Below are 12,173 nucleotides of genomic sequence, written 5' to 3'. Positions count from 1 at the left end.
AAATTCCCCCCCGCCGCCCCTTTGCCAAAGGGGGGAGATGCAAAGCCCCCCTTAGAAAAAGGGGGGTTGGGGGGATTGTTGTTTGATAACGGCTGCGGTGGGTTTCGCGCCGATGGACGCGAGTACGTCATCACCACGGCTGCCGGTCAGACCACGCCAGCGCCTTGGGTCAATGTGCTGGCAAATCCGCAGTTCGGGACGGTGATCTCGGCGAGCGGCATGGCCTATACCTGGAGCGAGAACGCGCAGGCGTTCCGGCTCACGCCTTGGCATAACGATCCGGTCAGCGATAGCAGCGGTGAGACCTTTTATTTGCGCGATGAGGAGAGCGGTTATGTCTGGTCGCCAACGGCACTGCCCTGCGGTGGCAGCTCTCAATATGTCTGTCGGCACGGCTTCGGTTACAGCATCTTTGAACATGCTGAGGACGGCATTCACTCGGAGCTGTGTGTGTTTGTCGCTCGCACTGCGCCGATTAAGTTTTCAGTCCTGACTCTGACCAATCAGTCGCAGCAGTCGCGCCGGTTGTCAGTGACGGGTTATGTGGAGTGGGTGCTCGGCTCGCTGCGCCCGACTTCTGCGCCGCATGTCATCACTGAGATTGATCCGACCAGTGGGGCGCTGTTGGCGCGGAATCCTTACAACACGGAGTTTGCTGATCATCTTGCGTTCTTTGCGGTGGACGCTGCTGAGTATTCGGTTTGCGGTGACCGCGCTGCATTCATCGGGCGCAATGGGTCGTTGGCGCTGCCGGTGGCGCTGACGCAGGTGCATCTGTCGGGTTCGGTCGGGGCGGCGCTCGATCCCTGTGCGGCACTCCAAACGGTGGTGACGCTGGCTCCGGGGCAGTCGCAGGTGGTGGTCTTTCGCCTCGGTGTGGTGGGGCGTCGCGGTGCTGATGATGCGAGTGCGTTGGCGCAGCCTCACCGTGGGGCGACGGCGGCGAGCGCGGAGTTGGAGGCGGTGCGCCAGTACTGGTCTCGCACCTTGGGCGCAGTGCAGGTGGAGACCCCGGATGTGGCGCTCAATATCCTTGCCAACGGGTGGCTGCTCTATCAAACCCTTGCCTGTCGCCTCTGGGCGCGGAGCGGTTTTTATCAATCCGGCGGGGCGTTTGGGTTCCGCGATCAGTTGCAGGATGCGATGGCGCTTGTCCATACCGAACCCGAACGCTTGCGGGCGCAGCTCTTGCTGTGCGCGAGTCGTCAGTTTGTGGAGGGCGATGTCCAGCATTGGTGGCATCCGCCGTCCGGACGCGGTGTCAGAACCCATTGTTCGGATGATTTGCTCTGGTTGGCGCTGGCGACTAGCCGTTATGTCTTGACGACCGGCGATACGGGGGTGTTGGCGGAATCCGCGCCGTTCCTCAACGGGCGTCCGCTGCCCAGCGATGCCGATGCTGATTACGATCTCCCAGCCCCGGCTGAGGAGACGGCGTCCCTGTATCAGCATTGTGTGCGGGCGATCCTCCATGCGTTGCGCTTCGGGGCGCATGGCTTGCCTTTGATCGGCTCGGGTGATTGGAATGATGGGATGAACTTGGTTGGTAGCGCGGGGCGCGGTGAGAGTGTTTGGCTGGGCTGGTTTCTCTATGAAGTCTTGAGCCAGTTCAGTGCGCTGGCGTCTCAGCAGGGCGATCTGGCTTTTGTCGACCGCTGTGCCCGCGAGGCGCAGCAGGTGCGCGATAACGTGGAGGCGCACGCTTGGGATGGCGGCTGGTATCGCCGGGCGTTTTACGATGACGGTTTGCCGCTCGGCGCGGCGTCGCAGCCGGAGTGTCAGATCGATTCCATCGCGCAAAGTTGGGCGGTGCTCTCGCGCGCCGGCGATCCCGATCGGGCGCGGCGCTGTATGGCGGCGCTCGATGCGCGGCTGGTGCGGCGCGATGCGCAGTTGATTCAACTCTTGGCGCCCCCTTTCGATACCGCGCCGCGCAATCCGGGCTATATCAAGGGCTATCTCCCGGGCGTGCGCGAGAACGGCGGCCAGTACACCCATGCGGCGATTTGGGCGGCGATGGCGTGGGCGCAACTGGGCGCGGCGGTCCGCGCTTGGGAGCTCTTTGACATGATTAACCCTATCCTCCACGGCGCCGCGCCCGCTGCTATCGCGACCTATAAAGTCGAGCCCTTTGTCATCGCCGCCGATGTCTATGCCGTGAACCCACATTGCGGGCGCGGCGGCTGGAGCTGGTACACCGGCTCGGCAAGCTGGATGTATCGCCTGATCTTGGAATCCTTGCTGGGGCTGCGCCGAGAAGTCGATTCCCTCTCCTTCTCTCCCTGTCTCCCTGCTGCTTGGTCGGGATTCTCGCTCCACTATCGCTTCCGCTCTTCCCTCTACCGCATCGTCGTTACTCAGGAACCCGGCGCGACCACAACCCTCTGCACTCTCGACGGGGTGGCGCTGACCGCTCCCTGCATCCACCTGTGCGACGACCACCGCGATCACCTCGTCACTATCCGTCTCTCTTCTGTGAGCGATCAATCAATTGATTGAGGATGTGATTATGGAATTAGGAGTGACGTCGTTGAGGAAAGTTGTTAGTTGGCGGTAACAATGCTGTTTTTTACTGACAACCGCCAACTTTTTGCAACTGCGTTACTGCTCAATAGATTTGTACCGAACGTTAAATATCTGATTTTTAATAAATATTGTAAGTTCCAAAGACCAGCTGCCAGTCCAAAGAACTGATCCATAATGACATTTGACGTTCGGTACAAATCTATTGCTTATCTGCTCACTCAATGACCTTGACTGAGTATAAACCCAATTCCTCCACCCATAAAAACCCCGCCGCCCGATTTTTCAATCAAGCGGCGGGCATTTTCATTCTCATCTCACCCAGTCAGCTCGCCAAACAGCGGCAACTCAACCAATGCGGCTTTTGCTGTTATGCAGCAATTTGTTCAAACGAAAAGTTTGGGTAATTTGCGCGTTGTTGCGCATGTTCTACCGTAATGCCACAAATGTTCCCACTAGCATCCACATCAATTAACATGTTTTCATCTAAATCTCGCGTTTCTGCAATATCTACGCTGCGTAATTCAATATAGAGTGTGTCCGTATCCTGAAAGTATTTTATTTTCATCATGCAAACCCTCGATCAAAAAAAGCATTGTGAACAGTCTCACCATCAGGTAGCAGCACAACCCGAAGATATTTACCATTGGCTTCTGAAATTGATGCCCAACGCCGAATTCTGCCATCTTGTTGAATCAACTCTTGCGCTGGATGTTGAATAACAAACTCAATCCAAGCAGTCTCAATGCAAGCGCGATCTGCTCGCTGACGAGTTGATAAAAAGTATTGTGTACATTTTATTTAATCATCCAAGTTCATTAAAAAACCCGCCGACCAATTCTCCAATCAAGCGGCGGGCATTTTCATTCTCATCTCACCCAGTCAGGTCGCCAAACAGCGGCAACTCAACGGACGCTGCTAAAGATTTTAAGCATTTAATAACCGCAAAAAATCATCCACAGTTATCCCAGCGTTGCGAACTAACGCACGTAGTGTACCAACTGATAATTCGTGATGTTGTGGAATTGAAAGGTTCACACGCATCATCCCTTTAGTCATCACAACATGACTGCCCACTTGTCCTACAACAGACCAACCTGCTTTCTGAAAAGCACTGACTGCCATTTTGCCAGAAACACCATTTAAGCGTCCCATCTTGTTACACCGCAACTAAAATGGGCGTTTGCGTCACGCATTGAGCGAGTGCTTTTTGATCTTCAGCCCATAACCATGCTTCGATTGCTTCTCTGATATTGCTCATTGCTTCCTGTTCGTCTTGTCCTTGTGAAACGCATCCAGGGAGGGCAGGACATTCGGCCACGACCCAACCATCTTCGGCGTGTTCGAGCAGAATATGAAACATCATGGTTTAGCTCCATTAGTTACCAAAAAATATGATTCTAATTTCAATGCAGCCACAAAAAACCCGCTGCCCAATTCTCCAATCAAGCTGCGGGCATTTTCATTCTCATCTCACCCAGTCAGCTCGCCAAACAGCGGTAATCCGTGGCTGGCATTGAGCGATCATAAAGTGTTTCGGGGGCAATATCTAAGCCATTTGGCCAACAAACTGTATCTAGCGATATAAATGCTTGTTTGAATAAAGCAATATCAGTTAACTGAGTAAACACACCACGCATTAAATAAGGTCTCGCATCAAATAAACGATGTTCTCCCGTATTGAACCATAGTTCTAAAAAAAAATCTTCTCGTGGAATGACTCGAATCACAGTTTCCATGACGATCATACCTAGCGTAGTGGATCAATTTGAAAAGGTTTTTGACCATTGACAGCGAGTTCCCAATTAGCTAATAGCGATTCACGGTGAATTTCAATCCACGCTTGTACTAAACGCACTTTAGCAATTGGTAAATTACCGCTCAATACTGTGCCGTCAAGAATCGAAAATGAAGCCATTTGACCTTGATATTTTGCATGAATATGTGGCAGTTGGTGTCGCTCGTTGTCATAAAAATATAAACAGATCAATATCCCATAAAACATGCTAATCGTCGGCATTCGTCAACTCCGTTGCGTCAATTGCTGTGGCTTAATTATAAACCATTCCACCCACAAAAACCCCGCCGCCCAATTCTCCAATCAAGCTGCGGGCATTTTCATTCTCATCTCACCCAGTCAGGTCGCCAAACAGCGGCAACCTAACCGTTGCTGCTACAACAAGCATTGCAGTTCTTCGGTGGTTAATCGTGCCTGCTTGAGTATCTGCGACAGTGTAGAGCGTTTAATCGGGCGGTGTGCTGGAACGGTGAGTTTGAGGGTTTCGACTGTAGTGTGTTTTTGCAGCAAAATATGGTTGCCTTTCTGCCGTACAACAACCCAGCCATCGCGCTGTAGCGCACGAATCAGGCGATCATATGGCAAGCTGGGCATCACGCTCATACGACCATGTCAAGCTGTTCAGCACGGACGTACTCCACCAGATCGTCTTCGCAGACTTCTAGGTAAAGATCAATCGCTTCACGGATATTAGCGAGGGCTTCTGCACGGGTATCGCCTTCACTAATACAACCGGGCAGTGCGGGGACAAATGCGGTGAATCCACCTTCATCACTTGCTTCAAGGATAATTTTCAGATTCATGGCGTGGTCTGCGTCAATTGCTGTGACTTAAATTATAAACCACTCTACCCACAAAAAACCCGCCGCCCAATTTTTCAATCAAGCGGCGGGCATTTTCATTCAGTCAGGTTGAAGCGGTGGGTGAGAAGTTGGGTTGCCAACAGCGGCAACCCAACCCTACGCCGCTGCTAATTCGGGAACATCTAATTCAATACGCAACGGATGAATACCCATTGCCCGTAAATCCGTCACCGCTGAATCAATAGCCGACTCCAGACAGGATGCCTCGCGATCAAATGCGACATACATTTGCTCATGGCATGATCCAATACTCATGTCTGAGTAACGACCATAGAGTGCATTGACGATCGCATCATCAACGGTGGGTATGGGTAATGAAAAATGAAAAATGTTCATTGGTTTCCCTTAATCTGTGTGATCACATTGGTCAACGGCGCGACGGATACGCTCTGCGTGCGCTTCGGGATGAGCGGGTGTACTGTGAACATGGAATAAACACCCATTGCGGGATTTTAATGGACAGAGCAATTTTCACCAAATATGGGCGTGACCAGTTGCTTTCACGCACCGCCAGCCGCGATTCTGAGCATACTCAATTGCTGCCCTGATTTCCTTGTTTTGATGTTGTGTTGCCATTTTTCAATGAGTGAGTGCCAGTCGTTTCAATTGATTCTCCCCCAACAAAAAACCCGCCGCCCAATTCTCCAATCAAGCGGCGGGCATTTTCATTCTCATCTCACCCAGTCAGGTCGCCAAACAGCGGCAACCCAACCGTTGCTGCTATTTACCATTGATGTGGAATAAACTCAGTTGGGTTTTGAATTGATGCGGAATTGCCCGTCGCACGAATACTAAATAAGCCGCGCTTTTCGAGCATTTGTTCAGCGCCCGCATCCGCAGTGAGCCATGCCATTGCACCATAAATCTGATTATGTGCATAACGCGGAATCCAACCTTTTAATTGATTGAGACGCTCAATAAAATTTTTAACATCCTGCGGTCTTAATGTCGTTTTCACTTCGACCACAACCACTTCAGCACCATTGTGCGCAATGATGTCGAATTCGTAATTGCCGCCGTCTGGACATTTACCTTTGAGTCGCATCGTGGTATCCGCAATGAGAATGCCGCGATCGCGTAGCAAAGCAACTAAATCGCCTTCAATCAGCGATTCCATCAATTTGCCCCATTGACTGGTAAACAGTTTTTCAAGCTGATTCAGTTTGCGGTCGGTGTCCTGAAACTTGCGGTCGGTGTCCTGAAACTTGCGATCAGTGTCCTGAAACTTGCGATCAGTGTCCTGAAACTTGCGATCAGTGTCCTGAAACTTGCGCTCAGTTTCTTTCTGCGCTTCGGCAACTTCCCGAAATAGACCGAGAATTTCTTCATAAGTCACTGACATAGTGGATCACTCCAGTTGGTGGCGATTGTTGGGATGAGTATAAACCCAATTCCTCCCCCAACAAAAAACCCGCCGCCCAATTCAACATCAAGCGGCGGGCATTTTCATTCAGTCAGGTTGATGCGGTGGGTGAGAAGTTGGGTTGCCAATAACCCAACCTACGCTGCTGCTTTATTAAACGCCTCAAGCGCAGCATTTGACAGTTTTGCAATCTCTGTCAGACCGCGCACACGCGCAATCGTTCCCAACGCTTGTATTAAGGCTGCCGGATCATTTTCTTCTAAAACAATGGTTAAATACTCAGCAATTGCCTGTTCATCTTCTAAATAATCTGTCATATCAAATTCAGGTAAATCTGCAATACGAATTATTTTAGTCATAAAATTACCCATCCTCTTCAATTGTTGCTGCCAAACTGATGGCTTTGGCAATATCTGCCTCCTGAGTAGATTTATTGCCACCTCCGAGCATGATAATCAATAGATGACCACGCTGAATATAGTCGATCCACCACAAAATGATTGTTAAAATCGGCGCAGCACCTTCAATCCTACTGTTGTGCCGCAATCAATTTATTCTGGCTTGGCTATATATAGTCGATCCACCACAAAATGATTGTCAAAATCGGCGCAGCACCTTCAATCCTACTGTTGTGCCGCAATCAATTTATTCTGGCTTGGCTATAATACATCCTCCAACTCGGTCCGAAATGCTCGCGCATCTCAAAAATACCACTTCCCACTGATTTTATATCACCTAAGTGACCCGTTTCCGCCTTTTCAAGGCGACGGGCAAGTCGGCGTCTGGTTAAGCCATCTTTGATCTTATCCAGCCAAGCTGTGAACTCTTCAGTGCGTTTTATGTTTAACATCAATTAATAATAACAAAAAACCCGCCGCCCAATTCAAAATCAAGCGGCGGGCATTTTCATTCAGTCAGGTTGAAGCGGTGGGTGAGAAGTTGGGTTGCCAACAGCGGCAATCCAACCTACGCAGCGCGTATCAGTATTTCATTGATCAGCGTTTGATAATGGCATCCATTTATTTCGGCACGCAATTTGAGAGAAGCCAATACCTCATTTTCTAATAGCAAAGTCACATAGGTTTTGCCAACCGTTTCTGCTTGTAACTGTGCTAATGCAGGCACTGCCGCGACGGGTTGTGCATCAGCGAAATCCATCTCGGCATAGCGTACAAAGAGAGGATCAGAATTGTTGCTCATAGCGCCTCCGTTGGGGTTGATTAGCTTTCCACGCCGAAATCAAGCGAATACGCTCGCCGCGTAATGTCCACACAACGACCAAAATACGCGATTTGGCACCCATACCGAGTGTGATAAATCGCTGCTCTTGTTCGGTATCGCTATCTTCACGAGTTAGCGCATACAAATCAAACAACGCCTGACTTGCTTCTTCAAACGTCACTCCTTCATGGTTGATAGGATTCGCGGCGGCTTTTTCAGGATCAAATTCGATTTCCATACCAAATCATAGACCAACTCACACCCACAAAAAACCCGCCGCCCAATTTTTCAATCAAGCGGCGGGCATTTTCATTCAGTCAGGTTGAAGCGGTGGGTGAGAAGTTGGGTTGCCAACAGCGGCAACCCAACTTACGCGGCTACGCAGCGAGCACAGCAGGTTGCCAATGTGCTGCAATCGTGTCCGCAGATAAATCAGCGCCGCAATCCCATTCAATAAAATAACCGCCATTATAAATGTGACAAAAAGCAGTCATCTCCTGTAACGGCGTAAATGCTTCTGCATTCAAATAAGGACGAACATCAAAAAGACCACAGGTTCCATCATCTGTAATCACTTCTAATTGATGATCTTCGCGTGGCGTTACCGATAGAATTTTCATTGATCTAAACCTCTAATTGTGAAAGGTTTCTTGCCATTAACAGCGAGTTGCCAGTCAGCTAATAAATCATCTTGATGAATGGCTATCCAAGCAACAACAATTTTATGTTTTTTAACTGGTAAAGAACCCGCAAGCACTACACCATCCGCAATCGCGTAAACCGCCACCTGACCTTGATAATCGGCATGGATGTGAGGGACATGATGGCAATCGGTATCATAAAAAAACATCCGAATAAGAATCCCATAAAACATGCTAATCGTCGGCATTCGTCAACTCCGTTGCGGCACTTGCTGTGACTTAAGTATAAACCCAATTCCTCCCCCAACAAAAAACCCGCCGCCCGATTCAAAATCAAGCAACGGGCATTTTCATTCAGTCAGGTTGAAGCGGTGGGTGAGAAGTCAGGTCGCCAAACAGCGGCAACCCAACCTACGCCGCTAATGCCGTATGTAAGCGAACGGCAATGGCTGGTGCCATGTCTACCGGCGCAAATAATGCAGTTGGATATAAATAATCTTCGCCTGAATCATCAATCACACGCAACATGCCATGTGCATCAGGTTCATCAATCACTTCGTAACAACGACCCAGTGTTAGATCATCGCCAGTGATGTCGCCTAACTCCTCTTTCTGGAAACACACCACGAATTTCATAGCCACCTCTTTAGTTTTATTTTAACGCGACCAATCCCATGCGCTTCATACCAATGCAATTCAGCATAGGCGGTGCTGCCATCAGTGCATTCGAGTAATGCAATCCCTTTTTTCTTTTTCCATTGACCATAACCATACCGTTCACGCAATTGTACCAATTCTCGAATACTGTGATTTTCGGCAATTATCTCAACGCCAACGATGTCGCCAATTATTTTTATCATTGGATAATTTTACCACAATCCCACACCCACAAAAAACCCGCCGCCCAATTCTCCAATCAAGCAGCGGGCATTTTCATTCTCATCTCACCCAGTCAGGTCGCTAAACAGCGGCAACCCAACCTACGCGGCTGCAACGATCTTGTTACAAGGTTCGAGATGATAGTTTTCACAGGCTTCTTGGAAAACTCGCAAAGACATTTCGCCTTCCCGTTTCAATCCGGCAACATCGACCGCATAAAAATCAGCACCGCCATTAAGACCAATAAATTCACCACGAAACATTTCAAGCTCAGGATCAAACGTGATAACGGCACGATAACCGTTAATGATTAAGGTATTCATGGTTCCACTCCATTTGCAGCAAGCCATTTACGAATGGTTGTGAGCGCACCTTTATCAACATTAGGCGAGGGATGAGGACGATGAAACACACGCACGACACCGAATAAGTAAATCGAAACACGTGAGCCTTCACGTTCTTCAATTATTGCGCCAAGTTCCCGAAATAACGCCTCAATTTCACTCCAACGGATATTGGCTGATGTGGGTCGAGCAAAGATTAATTCCAATGTGCGTTGATATTTTTGTTTCATAACATTGCAGTTCCTCCACCCACAAAAAACCCGCCGCCCGATTTTTCAATCAAGCGGCGGGCAGTTTCATTCCCTCAACGGGTCACGCCTCGCGGTGCAACCCAACCGACGCGGCTAGATGATGTCACTCGCAGAGATATCAGCGTTGGTAGCAATACCACTCAAGATAACTATTTGATCGATAGCACCATCACCGTTAGTGTCATTACCGAGATAGCCTTTTGCGTTTGTGCCGCCGCCACTCGCATCAGTATCCGCAACAAACACGAACAGTTCAGTCGCACTAGAAGTGTTAGCCAGTGTTGTAGCCGCCGCACCCATGGCATTGCCGATGTTTCCCATGTTTCCAGCGTAGTCAGCATCAGCAATTTCAACATAATTACCGCTGTTCGCAGTTTCATCACCGGCAACACCCATCGCCAGATTGACACTCGGAGCACTGAAGCCTTCGATAACATCCATGAGTATAGGATCTGTGTTGCCGACTACAACAATCACGTTCACACCCGTACCGGCGTTAATAAGATCTGTACCTGTGCCGCCGGTGATGGTGTCATCGCCAGCGCCGCCGGTGATGGTTGATGCGCCAGTTGCAAAACCAGTGATCGTCAGATCTTCGCTTTGATCACCCAAGTTCACCGTCAAGCCCGTTGCCGTCAGCACCACAGTTTCGATGGTGTCGATTTGACCGTCGTTCGCATCATTGAAGTTAGCGCCGATTTGCAGGGTGTCAGCGCCCGCGTCACCTCCCAGCAGCGTGTCATCCTGCGCACCGACCAGCGTGTCATCTCCGTCACCGGCAGTAATGTTGTCGATACCGTCACCGGCAGTAATCGAGTCGTCGCCTGAGCCGGCAGTAATCGAGTCGTCGCCTGAGCCACCGGTGATGGTGTCGTTGTTTGTGTCACCTACCAAAGTAACTGCGGTTCCATTACCTGCATTGGTGATAGTCCAACCAGAACTGCTACTAGCACCTGAAACATTAATGTTGAAACCAGCAGCAGTGATATTCACCGTGCCGCCATTAAAGGAGGTGGCTCCTACAGCCGCCCATGCCCCAGTAGCTGTTGCATTTACCGTCGCAACCGTACTGATATAAATTGCATCACTTCCACTCAAATCGGTGATGGTGTCAACACCCGAAGCTGCAAAGAAGGTGTCACTACCCGAACCGCCAGTGAGGGTGTCATTACCTAAGCCGCCAATGAAGCTGTCATCACCCGTGCCGCCGGTGAGGCTGTCATCACCCGTGCCGCCGGTGATGGTATCCGCACCAGCCCCGCCGGTGATCGTATCCGCACCGTCACCGCCGATGATGCTGGCCTTATCAGTCAGCGCCGTACTCGTAGTTAGGTCTAACGTCAAAGTACCTGTTGTCAATGCCGACGCATCGAAGGTGACGGTGGTAACACCACCGCTGCCGTCAAGGTCTGCAACCTTCGTGGTCAAACTATAGGCTTGCGTCCGCGAATCCTCCGTGCCTACATCGCCAAACTTGTAGGTTTCAAATTCGTTCAGATTGGCAGCATCCGTAATCGCCAAGCCTGAACCCGACACCAACGTCAATGTATCGGTACCAGTGCCACCCTTGACCGTATCGTTCACCGTCCAGTCGGCAGTATTAGCCCCCGTCACCGTCACGGTATCGTCACCAGCACCGCCGTTGACGCTGATGTTTCCAGGAGCATAAAAACCAGACGCCACAGTGATGATGTCGTTTAGGGTGTCGACTGTGTAGTTGTCCGAGTCGGTGACCGCCGCCGGAGCGTTGGTAGCGACATCCGTCCAGCCAGTGCCGAGCGTGACCAGGTTGGTGGCGTCGTCGACGTCGACGTCCGGGATGAAGGTGGCAGTGTAGATCAAGCCGGTGACATCGAAGGTGCCGCCCGACAGGGTGCCGTTGGCAACCGTCAGATCGTCGGCTTCGACAAAGTCAGTCGGTACCTCGCTGAAGGTGACGGTGACGGTGGTGGTCTCGCCCGCACTCAGCGCGCTGTCGGCCAAAACCACGGTGGCGGTCGGACGCAGGGTGTCGACTGTGTAGTTGTCCGAGTCGGTGGGCGCCGCCGGGGCGTTGTTGGCGGCATCCGTCCAGGCGATGCCGAGCGTGACCAGGTTGGTGGCGTCGTCGACGTCGACGTCCGGGATGAAGGTGGCAGTGTAGATCAAGCCGGTGACATCGAAGGTGCCGCCCGACAGGGTGCCGTTGGCAACCGTCAGATCGTCGGCTTCGACAAAGTCAGTCGGTACCTCGCTGAAGGTGACGGTGACGGTGGTGGTCTCGCCCGCACTCAGCGCGCTGTCGCCCAGG

23 protein-coding genes are annotated in these 12,173 nt (G+C 51.0%); 3 read left to right on the top strand and 20 right to left on the bottom strand.

Features of this window, described 5'->3' with window-relative positions:
* Positions 1-2,499, top strand: a 2,499-nt coding sequence (locus CKO12_RS13385) for a glycoside hydrolase family 94 protein (protein ID WP_338032755.1), incomplete at its 5' end; no start/stop codon positions are given.
* 394 nt (positions 2,500-2,893) lie between these two features.
* Here CKO12_RS13385 and CKO12_RS13380 read toward each other — a convergent pair.
* Entirely contained in the window at positions 2,894-3,091 is a 198-nt protein-coding gene (locus CKO12_RS13380; RefSeq protein WP_200155225.1) for a DUF2283 domain-containing protein, read from the bottom strand.
* A gap of 1 nt (position 3,092) precedes the next feature.
* Here CKO12_RS13380 and CKO12_RS15430 point away from each other — a divergent pair, with 1 nt between their 5' ends.
* Complete coding sequence (locus CKO12_RS15430; RefSeq protein WP_207146380.1) at positions 3,093-3,245, top strand: hypothetical protein; 153 nt, start codon at positions 3,093-3,095, stop codon at positions 3,243-3,245.
* 205 nt (positions 3,246-3,450) lie between these two features.
* On the opposite strand, the gene CKO12_RS13375 is transcribed toward CKO12_RS15430, so the two are convergent.
* The 7 genes from CKO12_RS13375 to CKO12_RS13345 all read right to left on the bottom strand — a co-directional run bounded on the left by CKO12_RS13375 (position 3,451) and on the right by CKO12_RS13345 (position 5,439).
* Positions 3,451-3,678: a type II toxin-antitoxin system HicA family toxin gene (locus CKO12_RS13375; RefSeq protein ID WP_200155224.1), complete on the bottom strand. Its 228-nt coding sequence runs from the start codon at positions 3,676-3,678 to the stop codon at positions 3,451-3,453.
* A 4-nt stretch (positions 3,679-3,682) separates the two neighbouring features.
* The gene (locus CKO12_RS13370) at positions 3,683-3,889 is read right to left on the bottom strand and encodes a type II toxin-antitoxin system HicB family antitoxin (RefSeq protein ID WP_200155223.1); all 207 of its coding nucleotides are present in this window, start codon (positions 3,887-3,889) and stop codon (positions 3,683-3,685) included.
* A gap of 115 nt (positions 3,890-4,004) precedes the next feature.
* Positions 4,005-4,262: a DUF2442 domain-containing protein gene (locus tag CKO12_RS13365; protein ID WP_200155222.1), complete on the bottom strand. Its 258-nt coding sequence runs from the start codon at positions 4,260-4,262 to the stop codon at positions 4,005-4,007.
* An 11-nt stretch (positions 4,263-4,273) separates the two neighbouring features.
* The gene (locus CKO12_RS13360; protein WP_200155221.1) at positions 4,274-4,543 is read right to left on the bottom strand and encodes a DUF4160 domain-containing protein; all 270 of its coding nucleotides are present in this window, start codon (positions 4,541-4,543) and stop codon (positions 4,274-4,276) included.
* 153 nt (positions 4,544-4,696) lie between these two features.
* A complete protein-coding gene (locus CKO12_RS13355; protein ID WP_200155220.1) occupies positions 4,697-4,924 on the bottom strand; it encodes a type II toxin-antitoxin system HicA family toxin in 228 nt (75 codons plus the stop codon).
* Positions 4,921-5,124 (bottom strand): type II toxin-antitoxin system HicB family antitoxin, encoded by a 204-nt coding sequence (locus CKO12_RS13350; protein WP_200155219.1) that lies wholly within the window; start codon positions 5,122-5,124, stop codon positions 4,921-4,923. The genes CKO12_RS13355 and CKO12_RS13350 overlap by 4 nt, the downstream gene beginning before the upstream one ends.
* A gap of 156 nt (positions 5,125-5,280) precedes the next feature.
* Positions 5,281-5,439, bottom strand: coding sequence for a hypothetical protein (locus CKO12_RS13345; protein ID WP_207146379.1), 159 nt, complete (start codon positions 5,437-5,439; stop codon positions 5,281-5,283).
* Positions 5,440-5,498: 59 nt separating this feature from the next.
* On the opposite strand from CKO12_RS13345, the gene CKO12_RS14745 reads away from it, so the two are divergent.
* Positions 5,499-5,732, top strand: a complete 234-nt coding sequence (locus tag CKO12_RS14745; RefSeq protein ID WP_207146378.1) for a hypothetical protein — start codon at positions 5,499-5,501, stop codon at positions 5,730-5,732.
* Between the two features lie 176 nt (positions 5,733-5,908).
* Here the strand turns inward: CKO12_RS14745 and CKO12_RS13340 are convergent, their stop codons facing one another.
* The 12 genes from CKO12_RS13340 to CKO12_RS13285 all read right to left on the bottom strand — a co-directional run.
* Complete coding sequence (locus tag CKO12_RS13340; RefSeq protein ID WP_207146377.1) at positions 5,909-6,526, bottom strand: hypothetical protein; 618 nt, start codon at positions 6,524-6,526, stop codon at positions 5,909-5,911.
* Positions 6,527-6,684: 158 nt separating this feature from the next.
* Positions 6,685-6,957 (bottom strand): addiction module antidote protein, encoded by a 273-nt coding sequence (locus CKO12_RS13335; RefSeq protein ID WP_242466346.1) that lies wholly within the window; start codon positions 6,955-6,957, stop codon positions 6,685-6,687.
* Positions 6,958-7,187: 230 nt separating this feature from the next.
* Complete coding sequence (locus tag CKO12_RS13330) at positions 7,188-7,397, bottom strand: type II toxin-antitoxin system RelE/ParE family toxin (protein ID WP_200155217.1); 210 nt, start codon at positions 7,395-7,397, stop codon at positions 7,188-7,190.
* A gap of 116 nt (positions 7,398-7,513) precedes the next feature.
* Positions 7,514-7,747: a BrnA antitoxin family protein gene (locus CKO12_RS13325; protein WP_200155216.1), complete on the bottom strand. Its 234-nt coding sequence runs from the start codon at positions 7,745-7,747 to the stop codon at positions 7,514-7,516.
* Positions 7,731-8,006 (bottom strand): BrnT family toxin, encoded by a 276-nt coding sequence (locus CKO12_RS13320; RefSeq protein WP_200155215.1) that lies wholly within the window; start codon positions 8,004-8,006, stop codon positions 7,731-7,733. The genes CKO12_RS13325 and CKO12_RS13320 overlap by 17 nt, the downstream gene beginning before the upstream one ends.
* Positions 8,007-8,145: 139 nt before the next feature.
* A complete protein-coding gene (locus CKO12_RS13315; protein WP_200155214.1) occupies positions 8,146-8,388 on the bottom strand; it encodes a DUF2442 domain-containing protein in 243 nt (80 codons plus the stop codon).
* The gene (locus CKO12_RS13310) at positions 8,385-8,657 is read right to left on the bottom strand and encodes a DUF4160 domain-containing protein (RefSeq protein WP_200155213.1); all 273 of its coding nucleotides are present in this window, start codon (positions 8,655-8,657) and stop codon (positions 8,385-8,387) included. The genes CKO12_RS13315 and CKO12_RS13310 overlap by 4 nt, the downstream gene beginning before the upstream one ends.
* Positions 8,658-8,820: 163 nt before the next feature.
* Positions 8,821-9,045 (bottom strand): hypothetical protein, encoded by a 225-nt coding sequence (locus CKO12_RS13305; RefSeq protein WP_105073773.1) that lies wholly within the window; start codon positions 9,043-9,045, stop codon positions 8,821-8,823.
* Entirely contained in the window at positions 9,042-9,269 is a 228-nt protein-coding gene (locus CKO12_RS13300) for a hypothetical protein (protein ID WP_105073772.1), read from the bottom strand. Before CKO12_RS13300 ends, CKO12_RS13305 begins: the two co-directional genes overlap by 4 nt.
* Positions 9,270-9,389: 120 nt before the next feature.
* Positions 9,390-9,611 (bottom strand): type II toxin-antitoxin system HicB family antitoxin, encoded by a 222-nt coding sequence (locus CKO12_RS15020; protein WP_242445615.1) that lies wholly within the window; start codon positions 9,609-9,611, stop codon positions 9,390-9,392.
* Positions 9,608-9,862: a type II toxin-antitoxin system HicA family toxin gene (locus tag CKO12_RS13290; protein WP_200155212.1), complete on the bottom strand. Its 255-nt coding sequence runs from the start codon at positions 9,860-9,862 to the stop codon at positions 9,608-9,610. Before CKO12_RS13290 ends, CKO12_RS15020 begins: the two co-directional genes overlap by 4 nt.
* Before the next feature lie 114 nt (positions 9,863-9,976).
* The coding region (locus CKO12_RS13285; protein ID WP_200155211.1) for a beta strand repeat-containing protein at positions 9,977-12,173 on the bottom strand (2,197 nt) is incomplete at its 5' end.

This window comes from Chromatium okenii, from assembly GCF_016583745.1.
Classification (GTDB): Bacteria; Pseudomonadota; Gammaproteobacteria; order Chromatiales; family Chromatiaceae; genus Chromatium; species Chromatium okenii.
This window is presented reverse-complemented; position numbering and strand designations above follow the sequence as displayed.

Bases quoted from the DNA above. Each gene is read 5' to 3' on its own strand.
- CKO12_RS13380 (WP_200155225.1), bottom strand. From the start codon at position 3,091: ATGAAAATAAAATACTTTCAGGATACGGACACACTCTATATTGAATTA.
- CKO12_RS15430 (WP_207146380.1), top strand. From the start codon at position 3,093: ATGCAAACCCTCGATCAAAAAAAGCATTGTGAACAGTCTCACCATCAG.
- CKO12_RS13375 (WP_200155224.1), bottom strand. From the start codon at position 3,678: ATGGGACGCTTAAATGGTGTTTCTGGCAAAATGGCAGTCAGTGCTTTT.
- CKO12_RS13370 (WP_200155223.1), bottom strand. From the start codon at position 3,889: ATGATGTTTCATATTCTGCTCGAACACGCCGAAGATGGTTGGGTCGTG.
- CKO12_RS13365 (WP_200155222.1), bottom strand. From the start codon at position 4,262: ATGGAAACTGTGATTCGAGTCATTCCACGAGAAGATTTTTTTTTAGAA.
- CKO12_RS13360 (WP_200155221.1), bottom strand. From the start codon at position 4,543: ATGCCGACGATTAGCATGTTTTATGGGATATTGATCTGTTTATATTTT.
- CKO12_RS13355 (WP_200155220.1), bottom strand. From the start codon at position 4,924: ATGAGCGTGATGCCCAGCTTGCCATATGATCGCCTGATTCGTGCGCTA.
- CKO12_RS13350 (WP_200155219.1), bottom strand. From the start codon at position 5,124: ATGAATCTGAAAATTATCCTTGAAGCAAGTGATGAAGGTGGATTCACC.
- CKO12_RS13345 (WP_207146379.1), bottom strand. From the start codon at position 5,439: ATGAGTATTGGATCATGCCATGAGCAAATGTATGTCGCATTTGATCGC.
- CKO12_RS14745 (WP_207146378.1), top strand. From the start codon at position 5,499: ATGAAAAATGAAAAATGTTCATTGGTTTCCCTTAATCTGTGTGATCAC.
- CKO12_RS13340 (WP_207146377.1), bottom strand. From the start codon at position 6,526: ATGTCAGTGACTTATGAAGAAATTCTCGGTCTATTTCGGGAAGTTGCC.
- CKO12_RS13330 (WP_200155217.1), bottom strand. From the start codon at position 7,397: ATGTTAAACATAAAACGCACTGAAGAGTTCACAGCTTGGCTGGATAAG.
- CKO12_RS13325 (WP_200155216.1), bottom strand. From the start codon at position 7,747: ATGAGCAACAATTCTGATCCTCTCTTTGTACGCTATGCCGAGATGGAT.
- CKO12_RS13320 (WP_200155215.1), bottom strand. From the start codon at position 8,006: ATGGAAATCGAATTTGATCCTGAAAAAGCCGCCGCGAATCCTATCAAC.
- CKO12_RS13315 (WP_200155214.1), bottom strand. From the start codon at position 8,388: ATGAAAATTCTATCGGTAACGCCACGCGAAGATCATCAATTAGAAGTG.
- CKO12_RS13310 (WP_200155213.1), bottom strand. From the start codon at position 8,657: ATGCCGACGATTAGCATGTTTTATGGGATTCTTATTCGGATGTTTTTT.
- CKO12_RS13305 (WP_105073773.1), bottom strand. From the start codon at position 9,045: ATGAAATTCGTGGTGTGTTTCCAGAAAGAGGAGTTAGGCGACATCACT.
- CKO12_RS13300 (WP_105073772.1), bottom strand. From the start codon at position 9,269: ATGATAAAAATAATTGGCGACATCGTTGGCGTTGAGATAATTGCCGAA.
- CKO12_RS15020 (WP_242445615.1), bottom strand. From the start codon at position 9,611: ATGAATACCTTAATCATTAACGGTTATCGTGCCGTTATCACGTTTGAT.
- CKO12_RS13290 (WP_200155212.1), bottom strand. From the start codon at position 9,862: ATGAAACAAAAATATCAACGCACATTGGAATTAATCTTTGCTCGACCC.